At 33.7% G+C, this 16,089-nt stretch carries 12 protein-coding genes; 4 read left to right on the top strand and 8 right to left on the bottom strand.

Annotated features, from left to right (window positions below; all coding sequences use genetic code 11):
* Positions 1-30: 30 nt before the first annotated feature.
* From ACFS5J_RS00405 to ACFS5J_RS00375, 7 genes are all read right to left on the bottom strand, one after another.
* Positions 31-2,085: a protein-disulfide reductase DsbD family protein gene (locus ACFS5J_RS00405; protein ID WP_379809916.1), complete on the bottom strand. Its 2,055-nt coding sequence runs from the start codon at positions 2,083-2,085 to the stop codon at positions 31-33.
* A complete protein-coding gene (gene tilS / locus ACFS5J_RS00400) occupies positions 2,082-3,392 on the bottom strand; it encodes a tRNA lysidine(34) synthetase TilS (protein WP_379809915.1) in 1,311 nt (436 codons plus the stop codon). The genes ACFS5J_RS00405 and tilS overlap by 4 nt, the downstream gene beginning before the upstream one ends.
* Before the next feature lie 15 nt (positions 3,393-3,407).
* Positions 3,408-4,700: an anthranilate synthase component I family protein gene (locus tag ACFS5J_RS00395; RefSeq protein ID WP_379809914.1), complete on the bottom strand. Its 1,293-nt coding sequence runs from the start codon at positions 4,698-4,700 to the stop codon at positions 3,408-3,410.
* Positions 4,701-4,786: 86 nt separating this feature from the next.
* Positions 4,787-6,241, bottom strand: coding sequence for a hypothetical protein (locus ACFS5J_RS00390; protein ID WP_379809913.1), 1,455 nt, complete (start codon positions 6,239-6,241; stop codon positions 4,787-4,789).
* 694 nt (positions 6,242-6,935) lie between these two features.
* A complete protein-coding gene (lpdA, locus tag ACFS5J_RS00385; RefSeq protein WP_379809912.1) occupies positions 6,936-8,339 on the bottom strand; it encodes a dihydrolipoyl dehydrogenase in 1,404 nt (467 codons plus the stop codon).
* Positions 8,340-8,440: 101 nt separating this feature from the next.
* Positions 8,441-9,076, bottom strand: a complete 636-nt coding sequence (locus ACFS5J_RS00380) for a carbonic anhydrase (RefSeq protein WP_379809911.1) — start codon at positions 9,074-9,076, stop codon at positions 8,441-8,443.
* Between the two features lie 50 nt (positions 9,077-9,126).
* Positions 9,127-9,585, bottom strand: coding sequence for an Lrp/AsnC family transcriptional regulator (locus ACFS5J_RS00375; RefSeq protein ID WP_379809910.1), 459 nt, complete (start codon positions 9,583-9,585; stop codon positions 9,127-9,129).
* Positions 9,586-9,739: 154 nt separating this feature from the next.
* Here ACFS5J_RS00375 and ACFS5J_RS00370 point away from each other — a divergent pair, with 154 nt between their 5' ends.
* Together ACFS5J_RS00370 and nhaC are read left to right on the top strand one after the other, a co-directional pair.
* Positions 9,740-10,942, top strand: coding sequence for an aminotransferase class I/II-fold pyridoxal phosphate-dependent enzyme (locus ACFS5J_RS00370; RefSeq protein WP_379809908.1), 1,203 nt, complete (start codon positions 9,740-9,742; stop codon positions 10,940-10,942).
* A 115-nt stretch (positions 10,943-11,057) separates the two neighbouring features.
* Positions 11,058-12,524, top strand: a complete 1,467-nt coding sequence (nhaC, locus tag ACFS5J_RS00365; RefSeq protein ID WP_379809907.1) for a Na+/H+ antiporter NhaC — start codon at positions 11,058-11,060, stop codon at positions 12,522-12,524.
* A 45-nt stretch (positions 12,525-12,569) separates the two neighbouring features.
* Here the strand turns inward: nhaC and katG are convergent, their stop codons facing one another.
* On the bottom strand, positions 12,570-14,777 hold the full coding sequence (gene katG, locus ACFS5J_RS00360) for a catalase/peroxidase HPI (RefSeq protein WP_379809906.1): 2,208 nt from the start codon (positions 14,775-14,777) through the stop codon (positions 12,570-12,572).
* Positions 14,778-15,068: 291 nt separating this feature from the next.
* Between katG and ACFS5J_RS00355 the strand changes: the two genes are divergently transcribed.
* Together ACFS5J_RS00355 and ACFS5J_RS00350 are read left to right on the top strand one after the other, a co-directional pair.
* The gene (locus tag ACFS5J_RS00355) at positions 15,069-15,704 is read left to right on the top strand and encodes a peroxiredoxin (RefSeq protein WP_379809905.1); all 636 of its coding nucleotides are present in this window, start codon (positions 15,069-15,071) and stop codon (positions 15,702-15,704) included.
* A 76-nt stretch (positions 15,705-15,780) separates the two neighbouring features.
* Entirely contained in the window at positions 15,781-16,089 is a 309-nt protein-coding gene (locus ACFS5J_RS00350; protein ID WP_379809904.1) for a thioredoxin family protein, read from the top strand.

The raw sequence follows: 16,089 nt of genomic DNA, 5'->3' as shown, positions 1-16,089 counted from the left end.
AAGCCCAATCTTGCGATTGGGCTTTTTTTATTATTTCTTGAAATTGGCTATTCCATTTTCTAGCCATGTTTTATATTCTTCAACATCTGGTGTATAACCTACCGGTGTTGCAATATCATTTCCTTCAGAATCTAAAACAATGTAAAAAGGTTGTGCGTTATTTTTATAACGTGTAATTTGATAATCACTCCACTTGTTTCCAATTGTTTTAATCTCTTTCCCTGTTTCAGGAGAAATGTATTTATCTGCTTCTGCTAATTCTCGCTTATCATCTACATAAAGTGAAATTAAAACTACTTCACCTTTCAAAATGGATAACACTTCCGGTTGTGACCAAACATGCTCTTCCATTTTTCTACAATTCACACAAGCATGACCTGTAAAATCTAATAAAATAGGTTTTCCTACTTCTTTAGCGTATGCTACTCCTTCTTCGTAATCATGGAAAGCAATTATTTTATGTGGCCCAAAATGAGCATGCTCTGGTAAAGCTTCAGCCACTTCTCCTCCACCTTGTGTGTTTCCTACTCCATAAGGGCTTTCACTATACGTCATTGGTGGTGGGAATCCCGAAATTAATTTAAGAGGTGCTCCCCACAATCCAGGAATCAAATAAATTGTAAAAATTGATACAAATAAAGCTAAAAACAATCTACCAACTGAAATATGTGTTATTGGACTATCATGAGGTAATGTGATTTTACCAAATAAATACACTGCCCAAGCTCCAAATATTACAATCCAAATTGTCAAGAAAACTTCTCGTTCTAACCAATGTGCTTGTAAAACCAAATCGGCATTTGATAAAAATTTGAATGCTAAAGCCAATTCTAAAAATCCTAAGGATACTTTAACCGTATTCAACCATCCTCCAGATTTTGGTAAAGAGTTCATCCAACCTGGGAACATTGCAAACAACATAAATGGTAATGCTAATGCAGAAGAAAAACCTAACATTCCAACAATTGGAGCAATTCCTCCTTTAGAAGCTGCTTCAACCAATAACGTTCCTACAATAGGTCCTGTACATGAAAAAGATACAATAGCCAAAGCCAGTGCCATAAACAATATCCCTATAATTCCTCCTCTATCTGCTTGACGGTCTACTTTGTTTGCCCATGAATTTGGTAAAACAATTTCAAAAGCCCCCAAGAATGACGCCGCAAAAAATACAAGTAAGAAGAAGAAAATAATATTAAACCATACGTTTGTTGATAATGCATTTAAAGCATCAGCTCCAAAAATCCAAGTAACTAACGAACCTAAAAGAACATAAATTAAGATAATTGAAATACCGTAAATAAAGGCATTTTTCTTTCCTTGTGCTTTTGTTTTACTTTGTTTGGTAAAGAAACTAACTGTCATCGGTATCATTGGGAATACACATGGTGTTAACAAAGCTGCAAACCCACCTAAGAACGCTAAAATGAAAATACCCCAAAGACTTTTCTTCTCTTCTTTTGGCATCCCTTTTTCCTCTTTAGCAACTTCTGCAACAACTTCTTTGCTTTTAACTACAGAATCTTCTTGGATTGCTGCAGTTGTCTCCATTATAACCGTATCAGCTACTGCTGCAACTGTTTCTTCTGTTTCAACAACTGTTTCTTCTTTAACCGGTTTTGCTACTTCCTCAACTTGAATTGCAGGAAGTTTAAATGTAAAAGTTTTGTCCAATTGAATACATTGTTCCAGACAAGCTTGATACTCAACATAAACTTTTACTTGAGTTAATTTAGTATTAGTAACTTTTATAAGTTGCTTAAAAGTAGCCTTGTTCTCAAACATGTACTCGTCAACCTCAAAAATATCGTTGTAAACTTTTTTGTATTTGCTTTCTGTTGTTTTACCAACTAATGTATAATTTCCTTTTTGATTTTTATATTCAAATACACTTGGTAATGATCCTCCATCTGGTGTATATTGTGAAAACATATGCCAATGTTCCTCAATGGCAGCCTCCATAACCAATTCAAATTCTGTATTTGATTTTTGCACTACTTTAGTGGTCCATTTAACAGGATCTAAAATTTGAGCATTCCCCAAAAAAGAAAGCGTTAATAGTAATAATGTTAGTAGTTTTTTCATGGAGTAACTTCTATTTTTAAAATATTTATAGTTGATTCATTTGCTAAGAAACGTTGGTCTGCCCTTCTACCCACAACCCAAACAATTTCATTATTGTAAGTAAGCAACCATTGATTGTTTTTATCCAACAATGATAATTTTTCATCTTTAAAGTACTTACTTACCTTTTTCTTTCCTTTCATTCCAGAAGGGAAAAAATAATCCCCTTCTTGTTTTTTTCGCAAACATAAAGGAAAGTCAATTTTGTTTGCGTCCACAAATATAATATTGTTAGTCGATTTTGAAAGGTTATCTACCTTACAAAGGGTAATATTTAAGGGAAATTTAAGAGAATTATCACTCTCCGTTAAATAAAAACGAGCCTCCATATTGGATTTATCATTTTCAAACAACAATAAGTTTGCTCTATTTTTTAAAAGTGTATGTGACGGAGATAATACTTTTTTTCCCGATTGCGCTTCAATTAAATTGTATATGTCTTGCCAGGCTGTAAATCCAAATGGATTCAACCAATGGTACAAATAATTTTCATAATGTTCCGTGTTTTTAATCGCTTCTACTGAAAGCATAAACACTCCATCTTCTTCTTTTATATGTAAACTAGAAAAGTTCTCAAAAGCAGCATCCACCAATTGGTTAGCTTGTTCTAAGTGTTCTAACGTATTTTTAAAGGAACTCAAAAAATTACTGTTTAACTCCTTTAAAATTGGAACAACATGATGTCTGATTTTATTGCGATAGTATTTATCGGAACTATTACTGCTATCCTCTCGCCATTGAATACTCATCTGTTGAGCATACTCTTGTATTTCACTACGTGAAAAATGTAGTAATGGTCGAATAATATTTCCGTTTAACATTGGTATACCTGTTAGCCCTTCTAATCCGGTACCACGTGTAAAGTTGATTATAAAAGTTTCCACTTGATCATCCAAATGGTGTGCCGTAGCGATATAATCAAACCCTTCTGATTTCAGTACTTCATTGAACCAATCGTAACGTAATTTACGAGCTGCAAGCTGAATGGATAACTTATTCTGCTGCGCATATTCTGCTGTTTGAAATGCAATTGCAAAAAACGGAATTTTCAGTTCTTCTGCCAATTGTTTTACAAAATCGGCGTCAGCATCACTTTCTGTTCCTCTAAGTTGGAAATTACAATGCGCAATACCAATATTCAACCCCATTGCTTTACAGAGATGCACCAAAACAACACTATCGATTCCACCGCTTACTGCTAACAATAGTTTTTCTTTTGCCAAAAAAGGGAAATTCGTTACAATATGATCTTTAAATTTTTGAAGCATAGACAAAAATAGGGATTATTTATTTTGTAAAACTTCAAACATCGCTCTAGCTTTTACTAGGCATTCTTCAAATTCCTGTTCCGGAATTGATTTTGAAGTAATGGCACTTCCTACAGAAAACGATAAGTAATGCTGTTCAGCATTGTATAAAATACTTCGGATAACCACATTAAAATCAAAATCACCATTGGGTTTAAAATATCCCACTGCCCCACTATATAAACCGCGCTTAGTTTCTTCAAGCGCTTCAATTATTTTCATAGCTGAAATTTTAGGAGCACCTGTCATACTTCCCATAGGAAAAGTGGTGCGTAAAATTTCAATTGGAGATGTGGTGTTTTCTACTGTTGACACCACTGTAGAAATCATCTGATGCACTTGTTTAAAGGTATAGATACCACATAATTCTTCTACTTGAACACTTCCTTTTGTAGCCGTGTGCGATAAATCATTACGTACCAAATCCACAATCATAATGTTCTCAGAACGCTCTTTTTCATTGGAAGACAAACGTTCTTTTAACTTTTCATCTTCAACCCTATCTGTACTTCTTTTAGCGGTACCTTTAATCGGCTGGGAAATTATTTTAGTATCTTCTTTACGCAAATAGCGTTCAGGTGAAGCTGAAAGTAAATATTGTTTGTTGTTTTTAAAATAAACAGCAAATGGAGGAGAAGAAATTTTATTCAAATCTTCATACACCACTGTAGGATTTATTGTAACGTCATCAGCATAAAATTCCATGCAAAAATTAGCTTCATAAATATCCCCTCTGTTTATATGCCCCAACATTTTCTCTACTTTTTTTATGTAGTTCTCTTTTGGAATACGTTGCTTAATTTGAATACTTTCCGCTTTAGAAAATTCCATTAAAGCATAATTTGAAATTTTATCAAAATCATATTCCAGTTCATCATCACACATTCTTAAATATTGAATTTCAACCTGATTTTCTTTTAAGAGAAAAAGCTTTTTAGGTTGAAAGAAAAACAAATCGGGAAAATCCAATCCGTCAAAATTGTTTGACTTTAAATGTTCAATATCATTTTTTAAATCGTAGGATAAATAACCAAAAAGCCAATCTTGCGTAGTCGACTGATACTGATACAGATCGTCAAAAGCATTATGATAATCGGTTTTTAAAAGCGTAAAAGCTTCCACTGCCAATACACAATCATACTCTGAATAATTATTGCGATAATCATTGGAATCTAAAAACACAACTTCTCGAAATTGATTGGACCAATTTAAGAGTTGTTGTTTGAATTTTTCTGGGTTTTGGATTCCTTTTTTTACTACTGTTCTCAAGATACAATTTTTGGAATTCAAAAATACAATAAATAATAAAAGCCACCTTTACGGTAGCTTTTATTTATAATACAATTCGAATAAAATTAATTGATTTTTTCAACATTTAAAGTGGTTGCATTTGCTAAAATATATGTTTCATAATTTGACATTGTAGCGTATACCGAAACCGCATCATAAGCATTCAATCGGCACAATTTTGTCAATGTAATACTTTCTTTTTCGTTATTTGCAATTGTTACAAATGTACGTGTTCCAGGAATTTCATTTCCATAAATCCCCAAATAAAACTCAGGAACTATCTCACTTCCATTTCCGTTTCCACTACCATATTTTCCTATACCGATAGTATAACTAATACGATAAACTCCTGTAGTTTGAACCTGAATACTATTACTTGTTGAAGATGCCGTTACGTTTGTAGTTGCATTTGTATTTACTTGATTGAAACTAATTTGACCAGCAACCATGTACGTACTTGAACTTTTATATATTTCACCATATGCCAGTGCAGCTGTTAAAGTACTTGGATTCTTCCAACTCGCTTTACCATTTGCATCTGAAGTTAGTACATAATTATTGGCTTGTGTTCCATCAACAATTTTAACGGTTCCTACAACATGTAATTTTTCATCAGGAGAAGAAGTTCCCATACCAATTTTTGAATTTGCAGCACCTAAAACAATAGCATTATCTTGAGCAGTAGTCGCTTGATATCCAATCGCAGTTGCATTTTGACCAGAAGCATTTGTTTGATAACCAATTGCCATAGCATTCAATCCTGAAGCATTTGACTGGTAACCAACAGCCAATGTTTGCTCACCAGAAGCAATTGCACTTGTCCCTATAGCAGTTGCATTATTTGATGATGCTGTAGCATTATACCCTAAGGCCGAAGATAAATGTCCCGATGCAACTGACGTTTGTCCTAAAGCTGTTGCGCCATTATTAGAAGCTTCAGCAGATTTTCCTAAAGCTATAGACTGATAACCATTAGCTTTGGCATCAACACCTAAAGCCACAGCTTCATTATTGTTAGCAGCTAATGCATTTTTACCTATTGCGACTGAACTTTCATCATTTGCACTTGCTCCTTTTCCAATAGTAACACCTCCGTTTGGGTGAAATTTGGCAAAGTTGTCATTATTCACTTTAAGAACCAAAGATTGATAATTTGTAGTACCTATAAAATCATTATTTGAAATAGCATTACCATCCAATTCCCAATAATCAGAACCAGCTGAACCACTACTTGTTGCAACACCAACTCTAGCCCAACTACCATCCCAATAATAAAATCCTTTTGGAAGAACGGCTTCATTTATATTAAAAACCAATAGCCCAATAGCTGGTGACGGAATCGTTGTTACATCCAAAACTCCCTGTAAACTTACTCTAGGAATTAATAATCCAGAATTTGAACTCGTTATATCCAATATCGACGAAGGATCTGGGGAAGTTGTTCCAATTCCCACTTGGCCGTAAAGAGTTGTTACATTGTAGGTTGCAAAAATGGTGAATAGCAGCAAAATTTTTTTCATTACAAAACTTAATTTTTAAATTAATCATAGGTTTAGAAATTGCTAGATTTAAAAATAGCAGTATTCTAAGTAGTTCATTTTAACTTAATATCAATTATATTTTTACATTTTACTATGCAAGCATAACAAAACATAAAAAGCAAAAAAACTCATTCTAAAAATTAGACCATAAAAAAAAGATTAGTACTTGGGGAGAATAACTAAAATGGTTAATAACAGCAATTTCCTTAGACTAATCTTTGAACAATTCAGTGAAGTAACTAAAATGGTTAATAGTAGTAACTTTTCAGTATTGCCTAACTTGAACGTTTCCATAAAATTTATTAAAATCTTATTACCAAGACTTTATCTATTCATTTCATTTTCCTCAACATCAATACGTCTTGAATTGCGATTCAAATATATAACATTAATTAAATTATATTTTAAATTTATAACAATATTTATAATTCAAAAATATCTTACAGAAATTAAATTTTTAATAACCTAAAAGACTCATGATTAATATTATATCAACAAATAGACTTTAAAAAGAAAAAAAATTCAAACTAAACAGAATACGAAATCTTAAATGTTATTTTTAAAACAAATTTACCTTTTATTTTAAATTATTGTACTTTTTGTTAAATTAACAAAATAAAAATAAAAAAGCACCCTGTAAAGGGTGCTTTATAAAATATAGTATAATAAACTATTATACGTGTAAAGCTCTATTATCCGTAGCAGCTAAAGCTGCTTCTTTAATTGCTTCAGCAAATGTTGGGTGAGCATGAGACATTCTAGAAATATCTTCAGCACTAGCTCTAAACTCCATTGCAGTTACTGCTTCTGCAATTAAATCTGCAGAACGAGCGCCAATCATATGGATACCTAAAACCTCATCCGTTTTAGCATCAGCCAAAATTTTAACAAAACCATCAGTATCAGCACTTGCACGAGCACGTCCTAACGCTTTGAATGGAAAACTTCCTGCTTTGTAAGCAATACCCGCTTCTTTTAATTGCTCTTCAGTTTTACCAACAGCAGCAACTTCAGGCCAAGTATAAACCACTCCAGGAATTAAATTATAATCGATATGAGGTTTTTGTCCTGCTAAATATTCAGCAACCATTACACCTTCTTCTTCAGCTTTGTGCGCTAACATTGCACCACGTACAACATCACCGATTGCATAAATATTAGAAGCTGTTGTTTGTAAATGATCGTTTACTTCAACTTGTCCTCTTTCAGTGATTTTAACTCCAGCTTTCTCAGCGTTCAACCCATCTGTATATGGACGACGACCAACAGAAACTAAAGCGTAATCTCCTTCTAAAGTAATAATTTCACCTTTAGCGTTTTCCGCTTTAACAGTTACAGCATCTCCAGTTCTCTCCACCGATTGAACTTTGTGAGACGTATAGAATTTCATCCCTTGTTTTTTCAATACTTTAGTCAATTCTTTTGACAAAGCACCATCCATACCAGGAATAATACGATCCATAAATTCAACTACCGATACTTTTGCACCTAAACGTAAGTAAACTTGACCTAACTCTAATCCGATTACACCTCCACCAATAATTACTAAATGTTGTGGCACTTCTTTTAATTTTAACGCTTCAGTTGAAGTGATAATTCTTTCTTTATCAATTGTGATGAATGGTAAAGAAGATGGTTTTGAACCTGTAGCAATGATGATGTTTTTTGACTCAATTACTTCTGATGAACCGTCATTTTTAGTGATTTTTACTGACGTAGCACTTTCAAATGAACCAACACCTTCAAAAACAGTAATATTGTTTTTATCCATTAAATATTTAACACCACCTGAAGTTTGATCCACAACTGATTGTTTACGAGCAATCATTTTTTCAAGATTCACTTTTACGTCTCCAGAAACTTCAATTCCGTGATCTGCAAAATGCTGTAACTCTTCATAATGATGAGAAGAGGCTAACATAGCTTTTGATGGAATACAACCAACATTTAAACATGTTCCCCCAAGTGTTGAATATTTTTCAATAATAGCTGTTTTGAAACCTAATTGTGCACAACGAATAGCCGAAACATATCCGCCTGGTCCAGAACCAATAATGGTTACATCAAATTGACTCATTTTGTCTATATTTTATTAGTAATTACTAAACTTTTTAAAAATCGGATACAAAAATACAATTTTTAAAAGAATTAAGGATTGGCTTTCACCAAAATTAAGTGTTATTTGCCAAGATTATAAATTTCCTGTATTGATTTTAATTTTTCTTCAAAATTAATGTTCAAATCTATTAATTTACCAGTTTTTATATCAAAAACCCAACCGTGAACTGTAGGGGTTTTACCTGCATTATAGTGTTTTTGAAAAATTGCTGTTTTAATTACATTAAGACATTGCTCTTCTACATTTAACTCAATTAAACGATTGTAACGTGCATCTTCATCTTCAATTGCGTTTAATTCTTCACTATGTAAACGAAATACATCTCTAATATTGCGTAACCATGGATTTAAAACACCTAAATCTTGCGCTTGCATAGCGGCCTTAACACCTCCGCAGAAGTAATGACCACAAACTACTACATGCTTTACATTCAAATGACCAATTGCGTATTCAATAACAGAAGCTGAATTATTATCATTATTAGGTACCAAATTAGCTATATTACGGTGTACAAACATTTCCCCTGGTTTCATTCCCGTCATATCTTCAGCCGTTACACGACTATCGCTACAACCTATGTATAATACCTCAGGTGATTGTCCTTCTGCTAAATGTTTAAAAAAATCAGCATCTGTTGCTTGTTGCTTTTCAATCCAAAGTTTGTTTTTTTCAAATACTTCTTGATACAAATTCATTACTTATAATTTTATCTGTTTCTACTTTAATTTACATTATATCATTAAGTCTACAGCTTAAAAGCTGTGGTGTTTTTTACTTCACCAATCATAAAAGTACTGTGTGTGCTTCCTATATGTTGAATTGTAGTAAGTTTAGTTACCATAAACTCACGATATTCTTCCATATCTTTTACGTAAATTTTTAAGATATAGTCATAATCTCCACTCACATGATAACATTCTAACACCTCATCAATTTTGGTAACCTCATTTTCAAATTGCTTAATTAAGTCAATATTATGTTGTGTTAATTTAATATGACAAAATACTACGAAATTTTTTTCTATCTTTGACTTGTCTAAAATAGCGACGTATTTATCTACAACGCCTTCACGTTCTAACTTCTTTATTCTTTCATAAACTGCCGTAACAGATAAGTTTAATTTTAAAGAAAGTTCTTTTGTTGTTTTTTTGGTATCCTCTTGTAAGAGTTCCAATAACCTTCTGTCTATTTTATCAAGTTTCATTTCGCTTTGTTTTTAGAATAAAAATTACATTTAATAGCTTAAAAAACTACATTTTTAAACAAAAATAGAATAAAATTCTAAAAAAACCACACCTTATTGAGAATTATTTAACTATTCATGATTTTTGAGAAACCAAACTTAAAACAATAAAATTATGAATCAATTCAATCCTGCCGATAAAATCCAAGATTTACAGTATTTCGGAGAATTTGGCGGTGTAAATCCTTCAATATCTGATAGCTCTACTTATACGTTTCTTTCAGCCAAAACAATGTTTGATACTTTTGAAGGTAATGCTGAAGGTTGCTACCTCTATTCACGTCATTCGTCACCTAGTAATTTATACTTGGATCGCGCTTTAGCTGAAATGGAAGGAACAGAATCTGCTAATGTATCTTCTTCAGGAATGGGAGCTATTACCCCTACCCTTTTGCAACTTTGCGGAAATGGAGATCATATTGTATCTAGCAGAACCATTTATGGTGGTACTTATGCCTTTTTGAAAAATTTTGCTCCAAGAATGGGAGTCGAAACATCATTTGTTGATATTACTAAACTTGATCTTGTTGAAGCAGCAATTAAATCGAATACAAAAGTAATCTATTGTGAAACGGTTAGTAACCCACTTCTTGAAGTTGCTAATATTGAAGAGCTTTCAAAAATCGCAAAAAAGTACAATCTTAAATTAATCGTTGACAATACATTTTCACCCTTATCAGTATCACCTATCAAATTAGGAGCTGACATCGTAATCCATAGTTTAACTAAATATATAAATGGAAGTAGCGATACTGTAGGCGGAGTAGTCTGTGCATCACAAGAATTTATCAATGATTTAAAAAATGTAAATTCAGGTGCTAGTATGCTACTAGGACCAACAATGGATAGTATGCGTAGTGCAAGCGTATTGAAAAACTTGAGAACTTTACATTTGCGTATCAAACAACACAGCCATAATGCAGCATTCTTGGCGGAAAAATTTGAAAAAGACGGGTTAAAAACGGTTTATCCAGGATTGAAAAGCCATCCAAGTCACGAAATCTACAAAACCATGATTAACCCTGAATATGGTTTCGGTGGAATGCTGACGATTGATGTTGGAAATTTAGACAAAGCTAATGCTTTAATGGAATTGATGCAGGAACGCAATTTAGGATATCTGGCGGTAAGTTTAGGTTTTTACAAAACGTTATTTAGTGCACCTGGAACCTCAACTTCTTCTGAAATACCATTAGATGAACAAAAAGAAATGGGACTAACAGATGGTTTAATTCGTTTCTCTATAGGTCTTGACAACAATATCGAAAGAACCTACCAAATGATGAGAGAATGTATGGTTGAGTTGAGTATTCTCTAACTTTTCACATAAAATAACAAAAAACCGATTCATTAGAATCGGTTTTTTTTATAAACAGTTGTCTAATTGTGTAATCTTTATAGATTTTCTATCTTGCGCTTTCAAACAAAAATAAATGGATACTAAAATTATTAAAAATAAAGAACTTAATATTTGGGAAGCCTTAATTCCTGTTTTTGCTCTTATTGGCATGCTGGCATATAACGTTTTGATTGCTTATAGCGGCGAAGATGATGATCCACTTGGAGGAAGTAATCAATTTGTATTGCTTCTAGGTGCAGCAGTGGCTGTTATAGTAGGGCTTTTCAATAAAGTTTCTTTCCAAACCATGATTGATGAAGTAGCTGAAAACATCAAATCAACTGCTGGAGCCATTTTAATTTTGTTAATGGTAGGAGCTTTAGCCGGTACATGGTTAATTAGCGGAATTATTCCTTCTATGATTTATTACGGACTTCAAATTTTAATTCCTGAAATATTTTTACCAGCTACCATGGTAATTTGTGCTGTCATTTCCATTGCTACTGGTAGCTCTTGGACTACTTCAGCAACCGTAGGTATTGCTCTAGTCGGAATTGGTGGTGCAATTGGTTTTCCAATAGGGATGGTGGCAGGAGCGGTAATTTCTGGTGCTTATTTTGGCGATAAACTATCGCCAATGTCTGACACTACGAATCTTGCGCCAGCAATGGCCGGTACTGATCTATTTACCCATATTCGTTATATGACTTTAACCACAGTACCGACTTTTATTATTTCTTTAATATTATTTACGGTTTTAGGATTAACAATTGACATAAGTGGTAATACTGATACTAGTGTAATGCTTATTGATATTGAAAAATCATTTAACATTACAGGATGGTTATTTATAGTCCCAGTAATCGTAATTGGTTTAATTTTTAAAAAAACAGAACCACTTATTGCTTTGTTTGTTGGGGTTATCTTAGGTGCTATTTTCGCGTTAATTTTCCAACCTCAAATTATCAACCAACTTACTAATACAGACCACATTTCATTTAAAACAGCATATAGAGGTTTAATGGATGCCATTACAATAGAAACTGTTATTCCTACCGAAAATCCAAACTTGGTAAAGCTTTTTAAAGCAAAAGGGATGAGTGGAATGTTAGGAACTATTTGGTTAATTCTTTGTGCGATGACCTTTGGTGGCGTAATGGATGCCATTGGAGCCCTATCAAGAATTAGTAAATCCTTATTAAAATTAGCAAAATCAACTTTAGGATTATTTGCTTCAACTGTAGGTAGTTGTTTAGCCTTAAACATTACAGCATCAGACCAATATTTAGCAATTGTTGTACCTGGTAAAATGTTTGCAAAAGCTTATAAAGAAAAAGGCTTAGCACCTGAAAACTTAAGTAGAACATTAGAGGATTCTGGAACAGTAACTTCTGTTTTAGTTCCTTGGAATACATGTGGAGCCTATCAATCGGGCACATTGGGAGTTGACACTTTTGATTATCTACCATTTGCATTCTTTAATCTTATAAGTCCCGTAATGACGTTAATATTTGCTGCTTTTAACATCAAGATACGACAATTAGTTTCAAAAGTTGCATAAAAAAAGAGGTCTTTGAAGACCTCTTTTTTTATAGCGTATTCTTATTTAGGCTAAATCAAAACGATCTAAATTCATGACTTTAGTCCAAGCCGCTACAAAATCATGAACAAATTTATCCGAAGCATCATCACTTGCATAAACCTCTGCTAAAGCTCTCAACTCCGAACTTGAACCAAAAACAAGATCGGCACGAGTAGCTGTCCATTTAACTACTCCAGTTTTGCGATCTCTTCCTTCAAATAATTCTTCTGAACCTAGCGGAGTCCATTGTGTTGCCATATCTAAAAGATTTACAAAGAAGTCGTTTGATAGTGTTTCTGCTTTATTGGTAAAAACTCCATGATTAGAACCGTCAAAATTTGTATTCAATACACGCATTCCTCCTACAAGTACCGTTAATTCTGGAGCAGTAAGCGTTAACAACTGTGCTTTATCAACTAACAGTGCTTCAGTAGTTACAGGAAATTCTGTTTTACGATAATTACGGAATCCATCCGCAAACGGTTCTAAGTATGCCATTGAATCTATATCTGTTTGTGCTTGAGAAGCATCCATGCGTCCCGGTAAAAAAGGAACTTCTACGTTTTTACCTGCATTCCTGATTGCTTTTTCAATACCTACATTTCCAGCAAGCACAATAAGATCGGCTATAGAAACTTTTTTACCGCTAGCAACAAATTCCTTTTGAATGTTTTCTAAAACCGTTAATACTTTATTCAACTGTGCCGGATTATTTACCTCCCAACTTCTTTGTGGCTCTAAGCGAACGCGAGCACCATTTGCTCCACCACGTTTATCAGAACCTCTAAAACTAGACGCCGAAGCCCAGGCGGTACTTACCAACTCTGATACTGATAACCCTGAAGCGACAATTTTAGATTTCAAAGCGTCTATTTCCTGTTGGTTTACTACTTCATGATCCAATGCTGGGATTGGGTCTTGCCATAACAATGTCTCTTTCGGAACTTCTGGTCCCAAATAACGACTTACTGGCCCCATATCTCTATGTGTTAGCTTATACCAAGCTCGTGCAAAAGCATTTGCAAATTCATCAGGATTTTCATAAAAACGTCTTGAAATTTTTTCATATTCGGGATCAAAGCGCAAAGACAAATCTGTAGTTAACATAGTAGGTAAATGTTTCTTTGAAGCATCAAATGCATCTGGAATGCTTGGTTCAGCACCTTTAGCCACCCATTGTTTTGCACCTGCAGGACTTTTCGTCATTTCCCATTCGTATCCAAAAAGATTTTCGAAGAAATAATTACTCCATTTAATAGGGGTTTGTGTCCATGTAACTTCTGGCCCTCCAGTAATTGCATCTGGTCCTTTTCCAGAACCAAAACTATTATGCCAACCAAATCCTTGTGCTTCTATAGGGGCAGCTTCTGGCTCTGGTCCAACATATTTACCTGGATCTGCAGCACCATGTGTTTTACCAAAAGTATGTCCTCCAGCAATAAGTGCTACCGTTTCTTCATCATTCATTGCCATACGTTTAAAAGTTTCCCTAATATCAATTGCGGCTGAAAGTGGATCACCATTGCCATTTGGACCTTCTGGGTCTACATATATCAATCCCATTACTACCGCTGCTAATGGATCCTCAAGATCCCTTTTGCCCGAATAGCGCTTGTCTTCTAACCAAGTTTTTTCAGATCCCCAATATACATCTTCCTCAGGTTCCCAAACATCTTCACGACCACCGGCAAAACCAAAAGTTTTGAATCCCATTGATTCTAGCGCCACATTACCCGCTAATATCATCAAATCGGCCCAAGAAATTTTCTTACCATATTTCTGCTTAATTGGCCATAACAATCGTCTGGCCTTATCCAAACTGGCGTTATCAGGCCAACTATTAAGTGGCGCAAAACGCTGTTGACCTGCTCCTGCTCCACCTCTACCATCACCTACACGATAAGTACCCGCACTGTGCCAAGCCATTCGAACAAACAAACCTCCATAATGCCCGAAATCAGCAGGCCACCAATCTTGAGAATCCGTCATTAATGCATGTAAATCCGCTTTTAAAGCATTATAATCTAATTTCTTAAATTCTTCTGCATAATTAAATTGTTCCTCCATTGGATTCGATAGCGAAGAATGCTGACGCAAAATATTAACTTTCAATCGATTTGGCCACCAATCTTGATTTCTAGCACCTCCCCCCGAAGTATCTTTAGGTACTCCTCCAGAAAAAGGACACTTATTACCATTTGAAGAGGCATTGTTGTGAGCGTTGTTCTCCATAATATTATAAATTTTATAGTTGCTAATTATTTCCCTCTAATTTAACAATTTTAATATTATATTATTTGAGTTTTAAATAGAAATAATCTATTTAACTATTATTTAAAACTACTTCCTACGAAAAATGCATTTTAAACAATAAATAGAAACAAAAAATGTGGCACTAAATACATACTCAAAAAGAATAAACTTATACTACAATAGAAAATTACAATGGTAAGCAGTTTTTTAATACGAAAGAAGCACTTAGATTTGCAGCATCAAAAAAATAACATTTAAAACATACAAATTATGTCATTAGTAGGAAAAAAATTCCCAAACATTACAGTTGATGCAATTTCTGAAATGGGAGACAATTTAAGAATCAACGTTTTAGAAGAAGCTACAAAAAACAACAAGAAAGTTTTATTATTTTGGTATCCAAAAGATTTTACATTCGTTTGCCCTACTGAATTACATGCTTTTCAAGCTGCTTTAGGAGAATTTGAAAAAAGAAACACTATGGTTATCGGTGCATCATGTGATACAAATGAAGTTCACTTTGCATGGTTAAACACTCCAAAAAACAACGGTGGAATTGAAGGTGTAACTTACCCTCTTTTAGCTGACACTACACGTAACTTATCTGCTGCTTTAGAAATTCTTGATGCTGAATGGGTTTACGATGAAAACTTAGGAGAAGAAATTCTTGAAGGTTCAAATGTTACTTTCAGAGCTACTTACTTAGTTGACGAAACAGGTAAAATTTTCCATGAGAGTGTTAACGATATGCCATTAGGAAGAAACGTTAACGAATATTTACGTTTAATTGACGCTTATACTCACGTTCAAACTAAAGGTGAAGTTTGTCCTGCAAACTGGGAAGAAGGTAAAGAAGCAATGACTGCTGATCGATTAAGTACTGCTGCTTACTTAAGCCAAAACTAATATTTACTAAAATATATTTAAAGCAATTGCGGTGAATGTGAAAACATTGCAATTGCTTTTTTTAAACCCTCATATTATGTTACAAGAATTAAATCAAGATAATTTACAAGAGATTGTAAATACAAACGAAACTGTAATTGTACAATACTCTGCTTCTTGGTGTGGAAATTGTCGTATTATGAAGCCAAAATTCAAAAAAATGGCAACTGAGAACGAAAATATTCCATTCTTTATTGTTGATGCAGAACAATTTCCAGAATCAAGAAAATTAGCAAAAGTGGACAACTTACCAACATTTGCTACTTTTAAAAATGGTCAATTGGTAAACCAAACTCAAACCAACAAACTTGAAGTTTTAACAGAATTAGTAAGCGAAGTACTTTAA

The sequence above is a fragment of the Flavobacterium chuncheonense genome, from assembly GCF_042686145.1.
In the GTDB taxonomy this organism is placed as follows: Bacteria; Bacteroidota; Bacteroidia; order Flavobacteriales; family Flavobacteriaceae; genus Flavobacterium; species Flavobacterium chuncheonense.
Note: the sequence above shows the minus strand (reverse complement) of the source record. Positions and strands in the feature narration are given on the sequence as shown.